Annotated in this window: 12 protein-coding genes; 3 read left to right on the forward strand and 9 right to left on the reverse strand. The window is 51.8% G+C overall.

The features are described from left to right. Positions 1–106: 106 nt before the first annotated feature. Entirely contained in the window at positions 107–517 is a 411-nt protein-coding gene (tsaE, locus tag F0P93_RS23785) for a tRNA (adenosine(37)-N6)-threonylcarbamoyltransferase complex ATPase subunit type 1 TsaE (protein WP_150880223.1), read from the reverse strand. A 166-nt stretch (positions 518–683) separates the two neighbouring features. Between tsaE and F0P93_RS23790 the strand changes: the two genes are divergently transcribed. Beyond that, the gene (locus tag F0P93_RS23790; protein ID WP_150880224.1) at positions 684–1,715 is read left to right on the forward strand and encodes an oxidoreductase; all 1,032 of its coding nucleotides are present in this window, start codon (positions 684–686) and stop codon (positions 1,713–1,715) included. Between the two features lie 224 nt (positions 1,716–1,939). On the opposite strand, the gene F0P93_RS23795 is transcribed toward F0P93_RS23790, so the two are convergent. From F0P93_RS23795 to F0P93_RS23830, 8 genes are all read right to left on the reverse strand, one after another. After that, on the reverse strand, positions 1,940–3,697 hold the full coding sequence (locus F0P93_RS23795; RefSeq protein WP_150880225.1) for a phospho-sugar mutase: 1,758 nt from the start codon (positions 3,695–3,697) through the stop codon (positions 1,940–1,942). 121 nt (positions 3,698–3,818) lie between these two features. Continuing rightward, complete coding sequence (locus tag F0P93_RS23800) at positions 3,819–5,252, reverse strand: TolC family protein (protein WP_150880226.1); 1,434 nt, start codon at positions 5,250–5,252, stop codon at positions 3,819–3,821. Then, positions 5,242–8,451: an efflux RND transporter permease subunit gene (locus F0P93_RS23805; RefSeq protein WP_150880227.1), complete on the reverse strand. Its 3,210-nt coding sequence runs from the start codon at positions 8,449–8,451 to the stop codon at positions 5,242–5,244. The genes F0P93_RS23800 and F0P93_RS23805 overlap by 11 nt, the downstream gene beginning before the upstream one ends. A 24-nt stretch (positions 8,452–8,475) precedes the next feature. Beyond that, complete coding sequence (locus F0P93_RS23810; protein ID WP_150880228.1) at positions 8,476–9,558, reverse strand: efflux RND transporter periplasmic adaptor subunit; 1,083 nt, start codon at positions 9,556–9,558, stop codon at positions 8,476–8,478. Between the two features lie 6 nt (positions 9,559–9,564). Next, complete coding sequence (locus tag F0P93_RS23815; RefSeq protein WP_150880229.1) at positions 9,565–9,870, reverse strand: hypothetical protein; 306 nt, start codon at positions 9,868–9,870, stop codon at positions 9,565–9,567. Positions 9,871–10,133: 263 nt separating this feature from the next. Further along, entirely contained in the window at positions 10,134–11,489 is a 1,356-nt protein-coding gene (locus F0P93_RS23820; RefSeq protein WP_150880230.1) for an ATP-binding protein, read from the reverse strand. A 10-nt stretch (positions 11,490–11,499) separates the two neighbouring features. Further along, complete coding sequence (locus tag F0P93_RS23825; RefSeq protein ID WP_150880231.1) at positions 11,500–12,171, reverse strand: response regulator transcription factor; 672 nt, start codon at positions 12,169–12,171, stop codon at positions 11,500–11,502. 40 nt (positions 12,172–12,211) lie between these two features. Further along, positions 12,212–13,066, reverse strand: coding sequence for a hypothetical protein (locus tag F0P93_RS23830; protein WP_225309614.1), 855 nt, complete (start codon positions 13,064–13,066; stop codon positions 12,212–12,214). A 365-nt stretch (positions 13,067–13,431) separates the two neighbouring features. Between F0P93_RS23830 and F0P93_RS23835 the strand changes: the two genes are divergently transcribed. After that, positions 13,432–14,016, forward strand: coding sequence for an RNA polymerase sigma-70 factor (locus tag F0P93_RS23835; protein ID WP_150880232.1), 585 nt, complete (start codon positions 13,432–13,434; stop codon positions 14,014–14,016). Positions 14,017–14,086: 70 nt separating this feature from the next. Next, positions 14,087–15,124, forward strand: coding sequence for a FecR family protein (locus F0P93_RS23840; protein WP_150880233.1), 1,038 nt, complete (start codon positions 14,087–14,089; stop codon positions 15,122–15,124). Positions 15,125–15,246: the final 122 nt, after the last annotated feature.

Below are 15,246 nucleotides of genomic sequence, written 5' to 3' on the forward strand. Positions count from 1 at the left end.
GATTTATGAATTTCGAACTGCGAATGACGCATTCCCCGGTGGAGATGGTTTCACCGAAAACCGCCCGAAAGCGTTGCGCCCCGTTGTTCTTAATCCGTCATTTTTGTCAATTGGTTTCCAGTATTCGTTCGCCTTCTTCCACCCGAAGGTGAAGGGTCCAGGCGTCGGGGGGTAACAAACCGGCAATTCGTTCCGGCCACTCAATAAAACAGCGTTTTCCCGAGTCGATGTACTCTTCAAGACCACTGCCCAGGGCTTCTTCTTCATTGCGAAGCCGGTAACAATCAAAATGATAGACCGGTTCACCTGAATTTGTAACGTACTCATTCACAATTGAAAAGGTTGGACTTTGGACTGTGGTCTCAACGCCCAGACGCCGACAGATCGCTTTAATCAAGGTCGTCTTGCCCGCTCCCATCTCACCGTCGAACAGCCAGACCGAATGCGATCGCCCGGCGTCGATCAATTGTCCGGCAACGGCATCCAGTTCAGCAAGGCTTTGAAAGCGGAGGATCATTCTTTTTACTTAATTCCAATTTCAAAGATAATACTTTTCTTGGTCTCCTACAGACCGTTATCGACCCGGTAGGTGTGACAAATTTGACCATTGGCTCAATTTATCCAGTTGACCTTCTGGACAAAATTAGTCATCTTCGGCCCTCAACTCTTGATTTGTCATTCGTATGTCCCGTACTATTCAGGTTGGATTAATCGGTTTCGGACTGTCGGGCCGGTATTTTCACGCACCTTTCCTAACCGTTAACCCGCATTTCAAACTGGTCAAAGTGGTGGAACGTCACCGCAATGAAGCCGAAGCTTTCGACTCAAGCATTCAAACCGTCCGCAGCCACGCGGAGTTGCTGGCCGATCCGGCCATTGACCTCATCATTGTCGGCTCGCCCAACGACACCCACTTTTCGTACGCCAAAGCCGCTCTTGAAGCCGGGAAACACGTGTTGATTGAAAAACCATTTGCCAACAGCCTCGAACAAGCCCGCGAATTGCTGGAACTGGCGAAACAGAAAGGGCTCGTGGCCATTCCGTACCAGAACCGGCGATACGATGCCGATTTCCTGACCATTCAGCAGGTGCTGCGGGAAAATCAGTTGGGCGAAGTCGTGGAATACGAATGCCGCTACGACCGGTATCGGCCGGATATTCTGGATAGCTGGAAAGAAAAAGATCCCGAAGGCGGTGGAAACCTCTTTAACTTAGGCCCTCACCTGATCGACCAGGCCGTGGCGCTGTTTGGTGTGCCACAAGCGGTTTCGGGCGATGTTCGCATCATTCGGAAAGGCGGTATTCTGGATGATTATTTCGACGTGAAATTATTCTATGCCGACAAACGCGTCATTCTGAAATCGTCGATGCTGGCGGTCGATAACAGCCTGCGTTACATCATTCACGGCACCAAAGGCTCCTTTATCAAACACGGACTGGACATTCAGGAAGAAACCCAGCGCAAAAATATTCTGCCCGACACCCCGGATTGGGGCGCCGAACCCGAAAGCCAGTACGGTACGCTCACCACGCCCAATGGCCGGTTTACGTTCCCGAGCCAGCCGGGCAATTACCACCATTTCTACGACAATCTGTACCGCGCCATTGTCGGCGAAATTCCGCAGGAAGTAACCCCGGAACAAGCCCTGGCGGTCATGCGGATTATTGAGCTGGCTGGGGAAAGCAGCCGGACGAAGGCGGTTTTGGCATTTTAACGTACAGACCGACGAACTGCCTGACGTTCAGAAGCTGTTTGAATGAAGGCCGGAGGCCTGTCCTGTCAATAGACAATAGCACCCATCCGCACGTGGTAGCTCCGGAGGAACGGTCTGAAGATGTTTTTAGACCGCTCCTCCGGAGCTACCACGTGCGGATGGGTGCTATTGTCTATTGACAGACTGCCCTTCCAGGGCTCTCCCCGGTTAATTAGAACAACCGATCACTCCAGATTCAAATCCGTCATCACCGACTGGACTTTCTTCTTCAACTGGTCGTACACCGCATCGAACTCTTCCTTGTTTTTCAGGGGTTCGTTGACGCTCACGTAAAATTTAATTTTCGGCTCGGTTCCCGATGGGCGGGCCGATACTTTCGTTCCGTCGGCGGTGAAAAACTGCAACACGTTCGACGACTCGATGCCCATTTTCCCGGCTTCAATGGCGGTTTTTTCGCCGGTGGTCAGATCGGTTCGCTCCAGACTCGCGTAGTCATCGACCCGCAAAACCGGTGACCCGGCAATCTGTTTTGGCGGATTGGCACGGAAGTCGGCCATCATCTGCTGGATTTCTTCGGCCCCGGTTTTTCCTTTTTTGGTCAGTGATATCAGGCCTTCATAATAGAAGCCGAATTTCTGATACATCTCCATCAGCAAGTCGAACAGGCTCAGCCCTTTGTCTTTGGCATAAGCCGTCAACTCGGCAATCATGGCGCAGGAAGCGATGGCGTCTTTATCCCGGACAAAATCCCCGATCAGGTAGCCGTAGCTTTCTTCGCCCCCGCCGATGAACTGCTGCTGACCTTCCAGTTCGCGGATAATCTGCGCGATGTATTTAAAACCGGTCAGGGTGTTGTAGCAGTAAACGCCGTATTGATCGCACATCTTGTCGATGAGGTCGGTCGTCACGATGGTTTTGGCAACAAACTCTTTGCCGGTCAGTTTGCCGTTGTCTTTCCAAGCCTGGAGCAAATAATAGATGATCAGGCTAGCCATCTGATTGCCGTTCAGCAACTCAAATTCGCCGTGGTGGTTGCGGGCACCCGACCCCACGCGGTCTGCATCGGGGTCGGTGGCCATAATCAGATCCGCGTTAATGGCTTCGGCTTTTTCCAGCGCCAGCCGCATGGCATCGCGTTCTTCAGGATTCGGCGATTTCACCGTCGGGAAGTTGCCATCCGGTTCGGCCTGCTCCTCCACGATGGTCACGTTGGTAAAACCCAGGGCTTTCAGCACGCGCGGAACCAACGTAATACCCGTCCCGTGGATGGGCGTAAAAACGATGTTCAGGTCTTTCTGCCGCGCAATCACATCCGGATTGATGGAGTTCGACTTGATCCGTTCGACATATACGCTGTCGATTTCTTCGTCGATCAGGTGAATTTTCTCTGGAACGCCGTCAAATTTCACGTCATCGATCGACGTGATTTTATTGACTTCGGTGATGATGTTTTTATCGTGGGGCGCCACCACCTGCCCGCCGTCGTTCCAGTAGGCTTTGTAGCCGTTGTATTCCGGCGGGTTGTGCGACGCCGTTACAACGATCCCGCTCTGACAACCCAACTGGCGAATGGCAAACGACAACTCCGGCGTGGGGCGCAGCGCGCTGAACAAAAATACTTCGATGCCATTGGCCGAGAAAATATCCGCCACAATCCGGGCAAACTCCGGACTCATCCGGCGGCTGTCGTGGGCAATCGCTACTTTAATATCAATGTCGGGGAAAGCCGCGTTCAGGTAATTCGCCAGCCCCTGCGTAGCCGCGCCGACCGTGTAGCGGTTCATGCGGTTGGAACCCACGCCGATGACGCCCCGCAAACCGCCGGTACCAAATTCCAGGTTTTTATAGAACGAATCGGTCAGTTCGGTCGATTCGTCGTTGTCCAGCAAATTGCGAATTGCTGCTTTGGTTTCGGAGTCATAATTGCCGTTGAGCCAATGGTCGATGGTAGCCTGGGTTGCAGAATCAATTGCAGTTGTCATAAAAAATGAGAGTTTGAATCGGTTGCCAATTTACAGTTCTAAATGACGTAGTCAAATCCTTTTGGTAAAAGGTTTTAAAACCGTAAAATATTGGACAAAACAGGCCCGAAACAGACCTCCTTTATTTCCAGCCGCCCCCCAACGCCCGGTATGCATTGACCATGGCGTTCATTTGCCGCATCCGCGTTTCAATCAGCTCCATTCTGGATTCCAGCACATCCCGCTGCGTCAGCAACACTTCCATATAATCGGCTCGGGCTGAGGTAAATAACCGAAGGGAAATGTTGGTTGACTGGGTCAATGCCTGCACCTGGTTGTTTTTGGTACTGTAACTTTTTTCCAGGTTGTCGATGGCCGACAACTGATTGGCCACTTCGATGTAGGCATTCAGAACCGTTTTTTCGTACTGGTAAACCGCCTGAATTTGCTTCGCATTCGCATTTTTGTACATCGCCGTAATGGCATTCTTATTGATAACCGGACCCACCAGATCCCCAATCAACGAGGCAATCAATGATTCCGGTGTATTCACCAGATAGATCGGATTGAAGGCCATCAAACCCAGCGAAGCGGAAAGGTGCAGCGAGGGATAGAAGTTGGCCCGGGCCACACTGACATCGAGTTTGGCAGCCTCCAGTTGGTGTTCGGCCTGTCTGATATCGGGCCGGTTTTCCAGCAATTGCGAGGGGGCACCCGCATACATTTTGGTTGGACTTAACTCGTTAAAATTCACAGAACTTCGCTGAATCCGCTGCGGAAACCGGCCCACGAGGAAATTAATCCGGTTTTCCGTTTCAACAATCTTTTGCTGAACGTCATACTGAAGATTCTGCGTTTTATACACCTCGGCTTCAAACCGCCGAACCGCCAGTTCGGTCACTTTGGCCGCTTCTTTTTCCTGCTTGATAATCGACAGCGCGTTGGTCAGAATATCGATGTTCCGCTTGATGATTTCCAACTGATTATCATAGGCCATCAGCTCATAATAGGAGTTGGCGATCTCGGCCACCAGATTCGTCACCTGGAAATTCCGGCCTTCAATGGACGCCAGATAGTTGAAAACCGCTACTTTCCGGGCATTCCGCAGCTTATGCCAGATATCGACTTCCCAACTGGCAAAGGCACCAACGTAGGTGTTTGGTAACACATCGGGCGTGTGCCGCCCCGGTTTTATATCGGTGACGGCATCAGCAGCCCCCTGGCTCGTGAAGCGGGAAACCTTTTCGACGCCGGAACCCCCACCCACCGTAACGAATGGCAGGTACTCCCCTTTGCGAGCCATGATTTCGTTGTTGGACACCGCAATTTCCTGAAGCGTAATATTTAATTCCTGGTTGTTATACAGGGCCGTATCGATCAGGGCCGCCAGATTGGGGTCGGTAAAATACGCCTTCCAGCCTGTCTTTGCCGTGTTGGTCGAGTCCGACGCGTTAGTAAAACGCGTCGGTACAGTTTTATTTTCGGCTTTCGGCACCAGGTGTGGAACGCTACAGCCGCTCGTGAGCAGGGTAAGAACCGTTATCCCTACGCAGGCTACTCGTTGTCTATTTCTCATTGATTTCACTTTCTTCAGGTTGTGGAAACTGGTCTACGGAATGGACGAATACGTCGGTCAGTGAATCTTCTTCTTCCCCTTTGATCAACTTCCGGCCGTCGGCCAGATTGCCAAAAATAAAGTACAGTCCGGGGATGATGATGACCCCGAAAATGGTTCCGAACAACATCCCACCCATCGCCGAGGCACCAATCGTCCGGTTCCCAATCGCTCCGGCACCGGTCGCGCTGATCAGCGGAATCAGACCGGCCACAAAGGCGAAAGAGGTCATCAGGATCGGGCGGAAACGAACTTTGGCGCCTTCAATAGCTGCGTTCAGAATGGTTTCGCCCTGCTGCCGCTTCTGAACGGCAAATTCGACGATCAGTACGGCGTTTTTACCCAACAGACCGACCAGCATGATGAGCCCGATCTGGGCGTAGATGTTGTTTTCCAGCCCCATCAGCTTGAGCAGCAAAAACGACCCGAAGACCCCCACCGGCAGCGAGAACACGACAGCCAGCGGGATGATGAAACTTTCGTACTGCGCAGCCAGCACAAAGTAGACGAAGGCCAACACAATCAGGAACACGTACAACGACTCATTGCCCCGGCTCGCTTCATCGTAGGAAAGACCCTCAAAAGCAATGTCATACCCCCTGGGCAAGGTCTTGGCGGCCACTTCCCGGATGGCCTGGATAGCATCGGCGGTGGTGTAGCCGTTGGCCGGAAGACCCTGAATGGCGGCTGAATTATAAAGATTGAACCGGGTAATTTCATTCGGTCCCTGACCCTTTTTAAGCTTCATGAAGGCCGAGTAAGGCACCATTTCGCCCGCGTCGTTTTTGACAAAAAGCTTCAAAAGATCGGTTGGAAGCCGTCGGTACAACGGATCAGACTGCACATACACCTTGAAGAACTGGTTAAACTTGATAAACCCCTGCTCGTAGGTACTGCCGATCATGATGTTGAGGTTGTCCATCGCTTTGCCGATCGACACGCCTTTTTGCATGGCCAGCTTGTTGTCGATCTCCAGTTCGTATTGCGGATAGTTCGCGGCAAAGAAGGTGAACAAGCCGGTCAGCTCTTTCCGCTTGCCGAGGTTATCCATGAATTCCTTGTTGATTTTATCAAACTCGCGGTAATCCGTATCGGTGGTTTTATCCAGTAAGCGCATGGAAAAACCGCCGGACGTACCGAAGCCGGGGATGGCCGGTGGTTCAAAGAACTCGACCACGGCTCCAAGCCCCCGCGTCTTGCCTTCCAGTTCTTCCATGATTTCCTTCACGTTTTTGTCGCGGTCCGACCACGGTTTGAGGTTAATCAGACAGGTCCCGGCATTGGAGCCGCGTCCTTCGGTCATGATCTCATAACCGGCCAGTGAAGAGACCGATTCGATGCCTGGAACTTCTTCGCAAATTTTCTGAAGCCGCCGGGAAACTTCGTTGGTTTTTTCCAGCGTCGAACCGGGAGGAGTCTGGATAATTGCGTAAATCGTACTCTGGTCTTCGTTCGGAATAAAACCGGCGGGCAGAATTTTATTCACGTAGAATATTCCAAAACAGAAAGCCAATAACACACCCCAGGTAACCACTCTCCGGCTGACGATTGATTTTAACAGGCCCACATATCGCCCGGTCACTTTATCAAAGCCCCGGTTGAAACCGTCGAGGGCCTTGGTGAGCAGGTTTTTCTTCCGGGCGGGCTGTCCGTGGTGGTTTTTCAACAACATGGCGCACAAAACCGGGGTGAGCGTCAGCGCGATCAGGGCCGAAATCACAATGGAACTGGCCATCGTAATGGAGAATTGGCGGTAAAAAGTCCCCACCGGACCCGACATGAAGGAAATGGGCAGGAATACCGATACCATGACCGCCGTGATGGCGATAATTGCTCCGCTAATCTCGCCAAGCACTTTTTTGACGGCGGCAAATGGGGAGAGATGCGGTTCTTCTTCCATTTTGGCGTGAACCGCTTCCACCACCACGATGGCGTCATCCACCACAATACCGATGGCCAGCACCAGGGCGAAGAGCGTTATCAGGTTAATGGAAAGCCCAAATGCCTGAATCACAAAGAACGCCCCGATCAGGGAAACCGGAACGGCCAGAATCGGGATCAGGGTCGAGCGCCAGTCGCCCAGGAATACGAAAACTACCAGTGCAACCAGAATAAACGCGTCCCGCAGCGTATCGATAACCTGCTCGATGGACGCGTCCAGAAAGTTTGACACATCATAGCTGATTTTGTAATCCACACCCGGAGGAAAAGATTCTTTCATGACGTCGAGCTTCTCTTTTACCTCCTCAATCACCTCACTGGCATTGCTCCCGTAGTTTTGCCGCAACACAATGGCAGCCGAAGCCTTGCCATCCAGGTTGGAGTAGATGTCGAAGAACTCACTTCCCAACTCCACTTTGGCAATGTCCTTCAGGTGAATGCTCTCACCGGCGGAATTGGCCCGGATGATGATGTCTTCGTACTCCTTGGGGTCGCTATACCGTCCTTTATACGTGAGCACGTATTCCAGCGACTGGGCCGCAATACCGGAGCTTTGCCCAATCCGGCCCGGTCGGCCAATGATGCTTTGCTCCCCAATGGCTTCCATCACTTCCTCGGTGGAAATCTTGTAGGCCCGCATGCGGTCCGGATTAAGCCAGATGCGCATCGCATACCGCCGACTCCCCAGGATTTGCGCCCGGGCAACCCCCTTGGTCCGCTGAATTTCGGGGATCATCTTAACGGTCGCGTAGTTGAACAGGAATTTTTCGTCGATGCTTTTATCCTTGGAATAGAGGTTGACGTACATCAACATACTGGGCTGAACCGGCGAAATAATAACCCCTTCCCGTTGAACCAGTTCGGGCAGAAGTGGCATTACCTGATCCACCCGGGTTTTCACCCGGATAACGGCGACGTTCGGATCTGTACCTGGTTCAAAAATAATCCGGAGCGTGGCCTCTCCTGCACTGGTAGCATCGGTCGCGATATACCGCATATCCTGGACACCGTTGATGGCCTGTTCCAGCGTAATCAGCGTGGATTTTACCAACACATCGGCACTCGATCCGGGATAGGCAATGAAGATATTGACGGTGGTAGGGGCAATATCCGGGAATTGAGAAATTGGTAATTTCTCAATCGCCAGGATACCGACGAAGACGATCATGATCGAAATCACGATCGCAAATACGGGTCTGCGTATGAATTGATTAAACATATCTTTGCAGGTTGGGAGACCGGGTTATTCGGCGTAGAGGCTTAACTTGGACAAAACCGAATCCGGCTGTACGAAGGTGTAGTGAATTTTTTCGTTTTCTTTGACCTGACGCAAGCCTTCCAGCAGGATTTTATCGTCTTTCGTCAGACCGGATCTAACCACAAAAATGTGGGGCATTTCCGCAGCTATGGTAATTTCCCGGGACCGAATCTTACCTTCCTTATCCACCACATACACATATTTCTTGTCCAGGACTTCGAAAGTCGCTTTCTGCGGGATAATCAGGGCATTTTTGAGCGGCAGGGTCATCTGGATGTTCCCGGTTTCGCCGTGCCGGAGCAACCCTTTTGGGTTCGGGAAAGTGGCCCGGAAAGCGATATTGCCCGTTTCGTTGTTAAAATCCGCTTCGATGGTTTGAACCACGCCGGGATAATCGAACACTTGTTGATTGGCCATTAGCAGGTTGACATTCTTCAGGTTCTCCTGCTGGGCGTGGGTTTTGTAATTCAGGTATTCCGCTTCCGGGACATTGAAATACACCCACATTTTGCTGTTGTCGGAAAGCGTAGTCAGCAAATCGCCCTCGTTAACCAGGCTTCCCAGCCGCACCTGGAAGTGGTCCATGATGCCATCGAAAGGGGCTCTCACTTCCGTAAAGCCGAGGTGAATCTGCGCGACAGTAACTTCTGCTTTGGCCTTGTCTAACTTGGCTTTGGCCAGGGCCAGTTCGTTTTTTGAAACGATGTTGCTGTCGGCCAGCGATTTGGTATTTTTGTATTCGACTTCCACGAAATTGGCTTCAGCCTGGGCTTTCTGGAGTTCAGCCTGGTACTGGATTGGCAGAATCTGAAACATGAGCTGCCCTTTTTTGACCGACTGTCCTTCATCTACAAAGATTTTTTGCAGGTAGCCCCGTTCCAGGGCTCTCAACTCGATGTGCTGGATGGAATGAATCTGGGAGACGAATTCATTCGTGACGGTCGTATCGGTTTTTAAAGGACTGGTCACCAAATACTTGGTTTCTTCCTCCTTTTCTTCTTTTTTCTCGGAACAGCCTGCCACACCCACCAGGGCACACAAACTCACGAGCATCAATAATTTATTCATAAGGATCTATTTTTTCACGTTACTGGTTTGAAGGGGATGCTGAGGGGGGACGATCTGACCCGGCGGTGCGTTGGGGCCTTGTGCCAATTGCCGAATCAGGCTGTCTTTCTGCTGGTTGGTCCGTTTGCAGTCCAGAAGCTGCTGTTGCCAAACCACCAGATCGACCGGAGGAATCGAGTTGCCTAATTCATATTCATAAATCATTCGCTGGCGACTTTGCTCATACAGCAGAAATCCATTGAACACCAGGGAGAGTGCCAGGGCCAGTCCAAAGCCGTAAAGCAAAATCGAGGGAAAAGTCCGGCGCTGCATCGCTTGTGTCGGTCGTAGATTGACACAAAGCACGCTCCGTAACATTAGAACGGTGTGAGAAGGAAATTAAAAGATCGTAGAAAAGTTTAATATGGGCAATTAGGGAGTTTGAGGAATCGCCCGAACTAATGTCAAAAATTAGAATAATCAGGGGAATTATACGGTTATTTCCAGAAACCAAATCCTCTCGCACACTTGTGGAGCATTAAAAAAGTACTATTCGGCGAAAGAAGAAGGTGTCTTTCTTAACCCTTTTCCGCGACTTACCCCAAGCCGGGCAACTGAATCGTCACCGAGGTTCCCCGGTTTACGTTGGAAGTGATCTGGAGAATTCCCTGGTGCAAATCAATGATTTTCTGCGTGACAGCCAGGCCAATGCCGTAGCCCGGCACGTCATCGACATTCCCGCCCCGGTACAGCGGATTAAGGATGTGAGCAGCATCGGTTTCAGAAATGCCGCGCCCCTGATCGGCTACGGTCACGGTGATTTGGTCTTTCGTGATTTGCAAATGCACCGAAACCGCTTCGCTGGAATATTTGCAAGCGTTATCAAGCACATTTAGAAAAGCGGTTGTCAGCAGCGTAGCGTTGCCTTTCACCGCAAACGATTCTTCCTCACCCGTCCTGAATTGCAGATTCAGTTTCCGGCCCGGATACTTGGCCTGCACGTACCCAATAGCATTGAGCAGGCAATCGTCCACCTGAACGGCGGTTAGGGCAACGGGGCCATCGGTCACTTTGGCCAGGCCCAGCAACCCGTTGGTCAGGGCAATCACTTTTTTCAGTTCTTCGACCGCCACTTCCATACTCTCGCGCCAGTCGGCGGGGTTCTGGTCATACCGCAGGGAGGTTTCCAGCGTACCCAGCGTGTTGGTGAGCGGAGTGCGTAGTTCGTGGGAAGCGTGGGACACAAAACTGCGTTGGGACACAAACGCATCTTCGAGCCGAAACAGCATCTGGTTGAACGTCATGGCAAGCTGGGCGATTTCATCCCGGCGGTTTCCTTCATGTACCCGCTTGTGCAGGTGCGTGGCGGTAATCTGCTCCACCTCATCCACAATCTGGGCAATCGGTTTCAGCACACCACCGGAAAAATACCACCCGGCCAGCACGATCAGCGCAAACCCCAGCAGATTGGCCAGCAGCAGGATTTGTTGCAGCGTACCCAGTTTGGCCAGGCCGATCCGGTCATAGCCCGACGTAAAAATGTAAAAGAGCTGCCCGCCGTCCCGGTACGGAATCACAATCGACTCGAGGTGACCACTTTTGAATTCAAACAGCGATTCGGTGGTCAGGAGCGGTATTTTTTCTTTGTAGTACTCCGATTCTTTCAGGGTCCGGTTGGTAAAGACCAGATTGTGCCGCTGATCGTAGATGCTGATTTGCTCTTCCACGATGGTAAGCAAGTCGGTCCGTACCATGTTTTTAAAAAAGTCATCGTGGAGATGCCGTCGGGAAATCAGCAGCCGTCCGGCCACGCGGGCTTTCGACTCCAACCGGCTGTAAAACTCCTCCCGCCGGTACAGCGAATAGAAATACCACACCAGCAGCGACAGCGTGAGCTGGATGGCCGTTGCCAGCACCGTAAAAATGATCGTCAGGCGGTTTCGTATCAGCATTTCTATCGGATTAATCTTCCCGGAGAACGTACCCCATTCCAACGATGGTATGCAGCAACCGGGGCGAAAAATCTTTGTCGATCTTTTTGCGCAGGTAGCTGATATACACATCAATCACGTTGCTGTTCGTATCAAAATTCAGACTCCAGACCCGCTCGCTGATGTCTACCCGCGAGATAATTTTCCCTTTGTTGAGCATGAGGTATTCAATGAGGGCGTATTCGCGGGTGGTCAGGTCGATGCGTTTGCCCGCCCGGGTCACGGTTTTGGTATCCAGGTTCAGTTCGAGATCGGCCAGCCGAAGGATTTGCTTGGGTCGGGAGCCACTCCGGCGCGTCAATGCCCGAATCCGCAGCAGCAGTTCCTGAAACTCAAACGGTTTGGCCAGGTAATCGTCGGCCCCGGCGTTAAAACCGTCCGACTTATCGGCCAGACTGTCGAGCGCGGTGAGCATCAACACGGGGATAGCCTCATTTTCTGAGCGGATCAGGCGGCACAATTCAAACCCGTTGATTTGCGGAAGGTTGACATCCAAAATGATGAGGTCATAAATCTCCCGGCGAAACAGGGACAGCCCGGTTCGACCATCGTAGGCGACTTCCACTTCGTAACCTTCGGCCGATATGCCTTTGCGGATAAAAGAAGCCAGCCGCTCTTCATCTTCAACGAGAAGGATTTTCATCAGCGTTTATCAGTTGAGTACGATACAAGCGACCGGGCTTTCAAAGAATCAAACCCGGTAGCCAAAACACGCCGTCGCCGATCCAGCGGTAGCGTTCGTTGAGCAAAAACCGGTTTGGATACCGCTGAATGGTGTATAGCACGGCGCTCATCATTCCCTGAATAATGGCCGCCCGCTGGGCAAACCGGTCGTCGGCCATGAAAAAAATCACAAGCGCCAACACCGTAATCACCACCGTCAGCGTCCGCAGCACCACATCGCTCCGGTCGAAGCCCCAGAAGGTCGCCAGCGAGTAGGACGTGTCCGGCAATTCGTAGGCTTCCATCACCGAAAACAGCAACAGATTTTGGAAAACGATCAACAGAAACAAAATTCCCAGCCCGATTTCGGACCAGCCGATGGTCGGTTTTTGCGCCCACGAACTGCCCCAGACACCGATGGTATACACGAGCGTCACCGCCGGTTCTTTCCACGCCAGCCGGGCATTGGAACCCGACAACCGCGAGACACCCCAGACATACGCCCCCGAAACCAGCGCCAGCCCGGCCCCAAACCACAACACAGACCGGGGTAACCAAAACAACAAGACAACGGAAATCACAGCCAGCCCCACCAAAACCCGAAGCAAAACCTGCTGGTTTTCAGCATGAAACCGGTGACGGCGGGTTAGCGGTGCGTTAACCGCCAAACCCTTCCGGACATCGTACAGGCGGTCGGCGGCATAAATAACAAACACACAAATCGCCAGTAAAACCGTTGTTGCCCAACCAACCGGCTGGTGGCCGTCGGGCAAACGCGCCACCATGATATGGGAAATCACGGCTCCGGCCACCACATCAAGACTGAGGTAGTGAAAGTTACGCAGATACTGCCTGATCGAATCAAAAAACTTCATACAAGGATTTCTATTCCATTTTCCTGGACGGAACAGAAAATGAATGGTAAAATGGAACAGGGCCCACTTTCAAAAGCCAGGCAATTCCGGTGCAAAGCTACCTTTTACCGGGTAAAGTCGGCTTTGCATGCCCTAAAAAATGGTGTAATTTTGAAAGAAGCTTTTTCGGAGTGTATGCTTTTCAAGAACCACACGCTACCGAAAACGCATTCGGCACACCGTAAAATTTATGTTAACTTTCTGTTATGATGCACGCCAAAAGTGCGTGATTCCTTAATGAACAAAAGGTCGATTAAACTAAAAAATGCCCGAATTTTGTAAAAAGCCTTTTAGTTCACCCCAAATGGACTGAGGAAATTCAGGATATGAACCGAACCTACAGCACCTGTTCCGACGAAACCCTCCTGAAGTCAATGGGCGACAACGACGACGAACGTGCGTTTGCCGAACTTTACAACCGGTATTTCCGGTCGTTGTTTAATTATGCATACAGCAAGGTAAACGATCAGTTTATTGCCCAGGAAATTATTCAGGAATTGTTTGTTAGCGTGTGGCAACAACGCGATCGCCCCCCGGTTCAATGCACCCGGTCGTTTTTATTTTCCTGTGTCAAAAACCGCGTCATATCCTATTACCGGAAAGAACTGACCCGCCGGTATCATTACAATCGGTGGGAAACCCAAACGGACGACTCCAATGCGCTGACGGATCAGCAAATCCTGACATCCGATTTGCAACACCAGTATGAAAAAGGCCTTCATCAGCTCCCCCCGAAATGCCGGGAAGTATTTCTGCTGAGCCGCAAAGGGCTTTCAAACCGGGAAATTGCTCTTCAATTAACGATTTCGGAAAAAACCGTCGAACAACACATCACCAAAGCCCTGCGTGTTTTGAAAGCGTATCTGAAAGAGCATTTTGTATACCTGTTCCTGTTGTTCCCGATTTTCTAAACTTTTTTTCAAACCGACTAAGGGTTATCCTTCCGGCAGGCGACTTTGGCATTGAACCATTTCCCACGCTATGCCGCCACCGAATATATCCCCTCTTTTGCTGGATAAATACCTGCGAAATCAATGTACCGAACAGGAAAAAGAATGGGTAGAGGCCTGGTATGCTTCGTTGCGCGGAAACCCTGACTACATGGACTCACTGCCCGAACCCGAGCAGCGAAATTTGCAGCAGGAAACCTTTCTAACTATTCAAAACCAACTGAATCAGACCGAAAAACCGGTAGCCCGAACCTTCTCCACGGGCTGGCTCACCGGATTGGCCGCATCGATCGTTCTGGTTATTGGGTTCTATTTCATTTACCACTATTCCGGCCGTCAGCAGCAATCCGTTTCAGAACCGGCAACCCTTGCCCATCAAGCGACAAAAAAAAACCGGCCACACACGATTCATTTTGTCAATCATGAAGCCCGGCCGGTGAAACACCAGCTTCCCGATCACAGTTCGGTCTGGATGCACCCGGGGGCGTCAATTTCCTACCCGGAAACGTTCAATGCCGACCAGCGGCTGGTCACGTTCGCCGGTGAAGGCTTTTTCGACGTGCACAAAGACCCGGCGCGCCCATTCCGGATTCAGAGTGGGGAAATGCAGATTAAGGTGTTGGGCACCAGCTTCAACGTGAAAGCCCCGGCGACTCACCCGGTTTTTCAAATTTCGGTCGTAACGGGTCGGGTTCAGGTCAGCGCCCCCGACCGCCAGCAGAATGAGCAGCAGGTGATTCTGAAACCGCAGCAACAGGCCATCTTCGAAACGGCCTCGAAGCGGCTGGTGTCTTCGGCCATTCCGGTGAAGGCCAGAAAACCCATTTACGAACCCGTTACGATCACCTTTGCCGATACTCCGCTGGATCAGGTCGTGAAGAAGCTCGAGAAGCGATTTGCTGTTCAGATCCGGCTGGTCAAGCCCAAAGCCGCTTCCTGTCTGTTCAGCGCCGATTTTGAAAACCAGCCGCTGCCGCTAATTCTGGAAATGCTCTGCACGGCGCTGGAAGCAACGTACACCATGACCGGGAATGTAATCCTGCTCGATAGTCCACCCTGTACGGAATAAACCCAATCCCAACATCTATAAACTGACTGCTATGAAAAACCGCTACCCGCTTCCCCCCTAATGCAAAAAAACCGGGAGTGTACCACCACCCCCGGCTCAGGTAACCCCTTCGGCTTCGTACC

It is taken from the genome of Larkinella humicola (genome assembly GCF_008727875.1).
GTDB classification, from domain to species: Bacteria; Bacteroidota; Bacteroidia; order Cytophagales; family Spirosomataceae; genus Larkinella; species Larkinella humicola.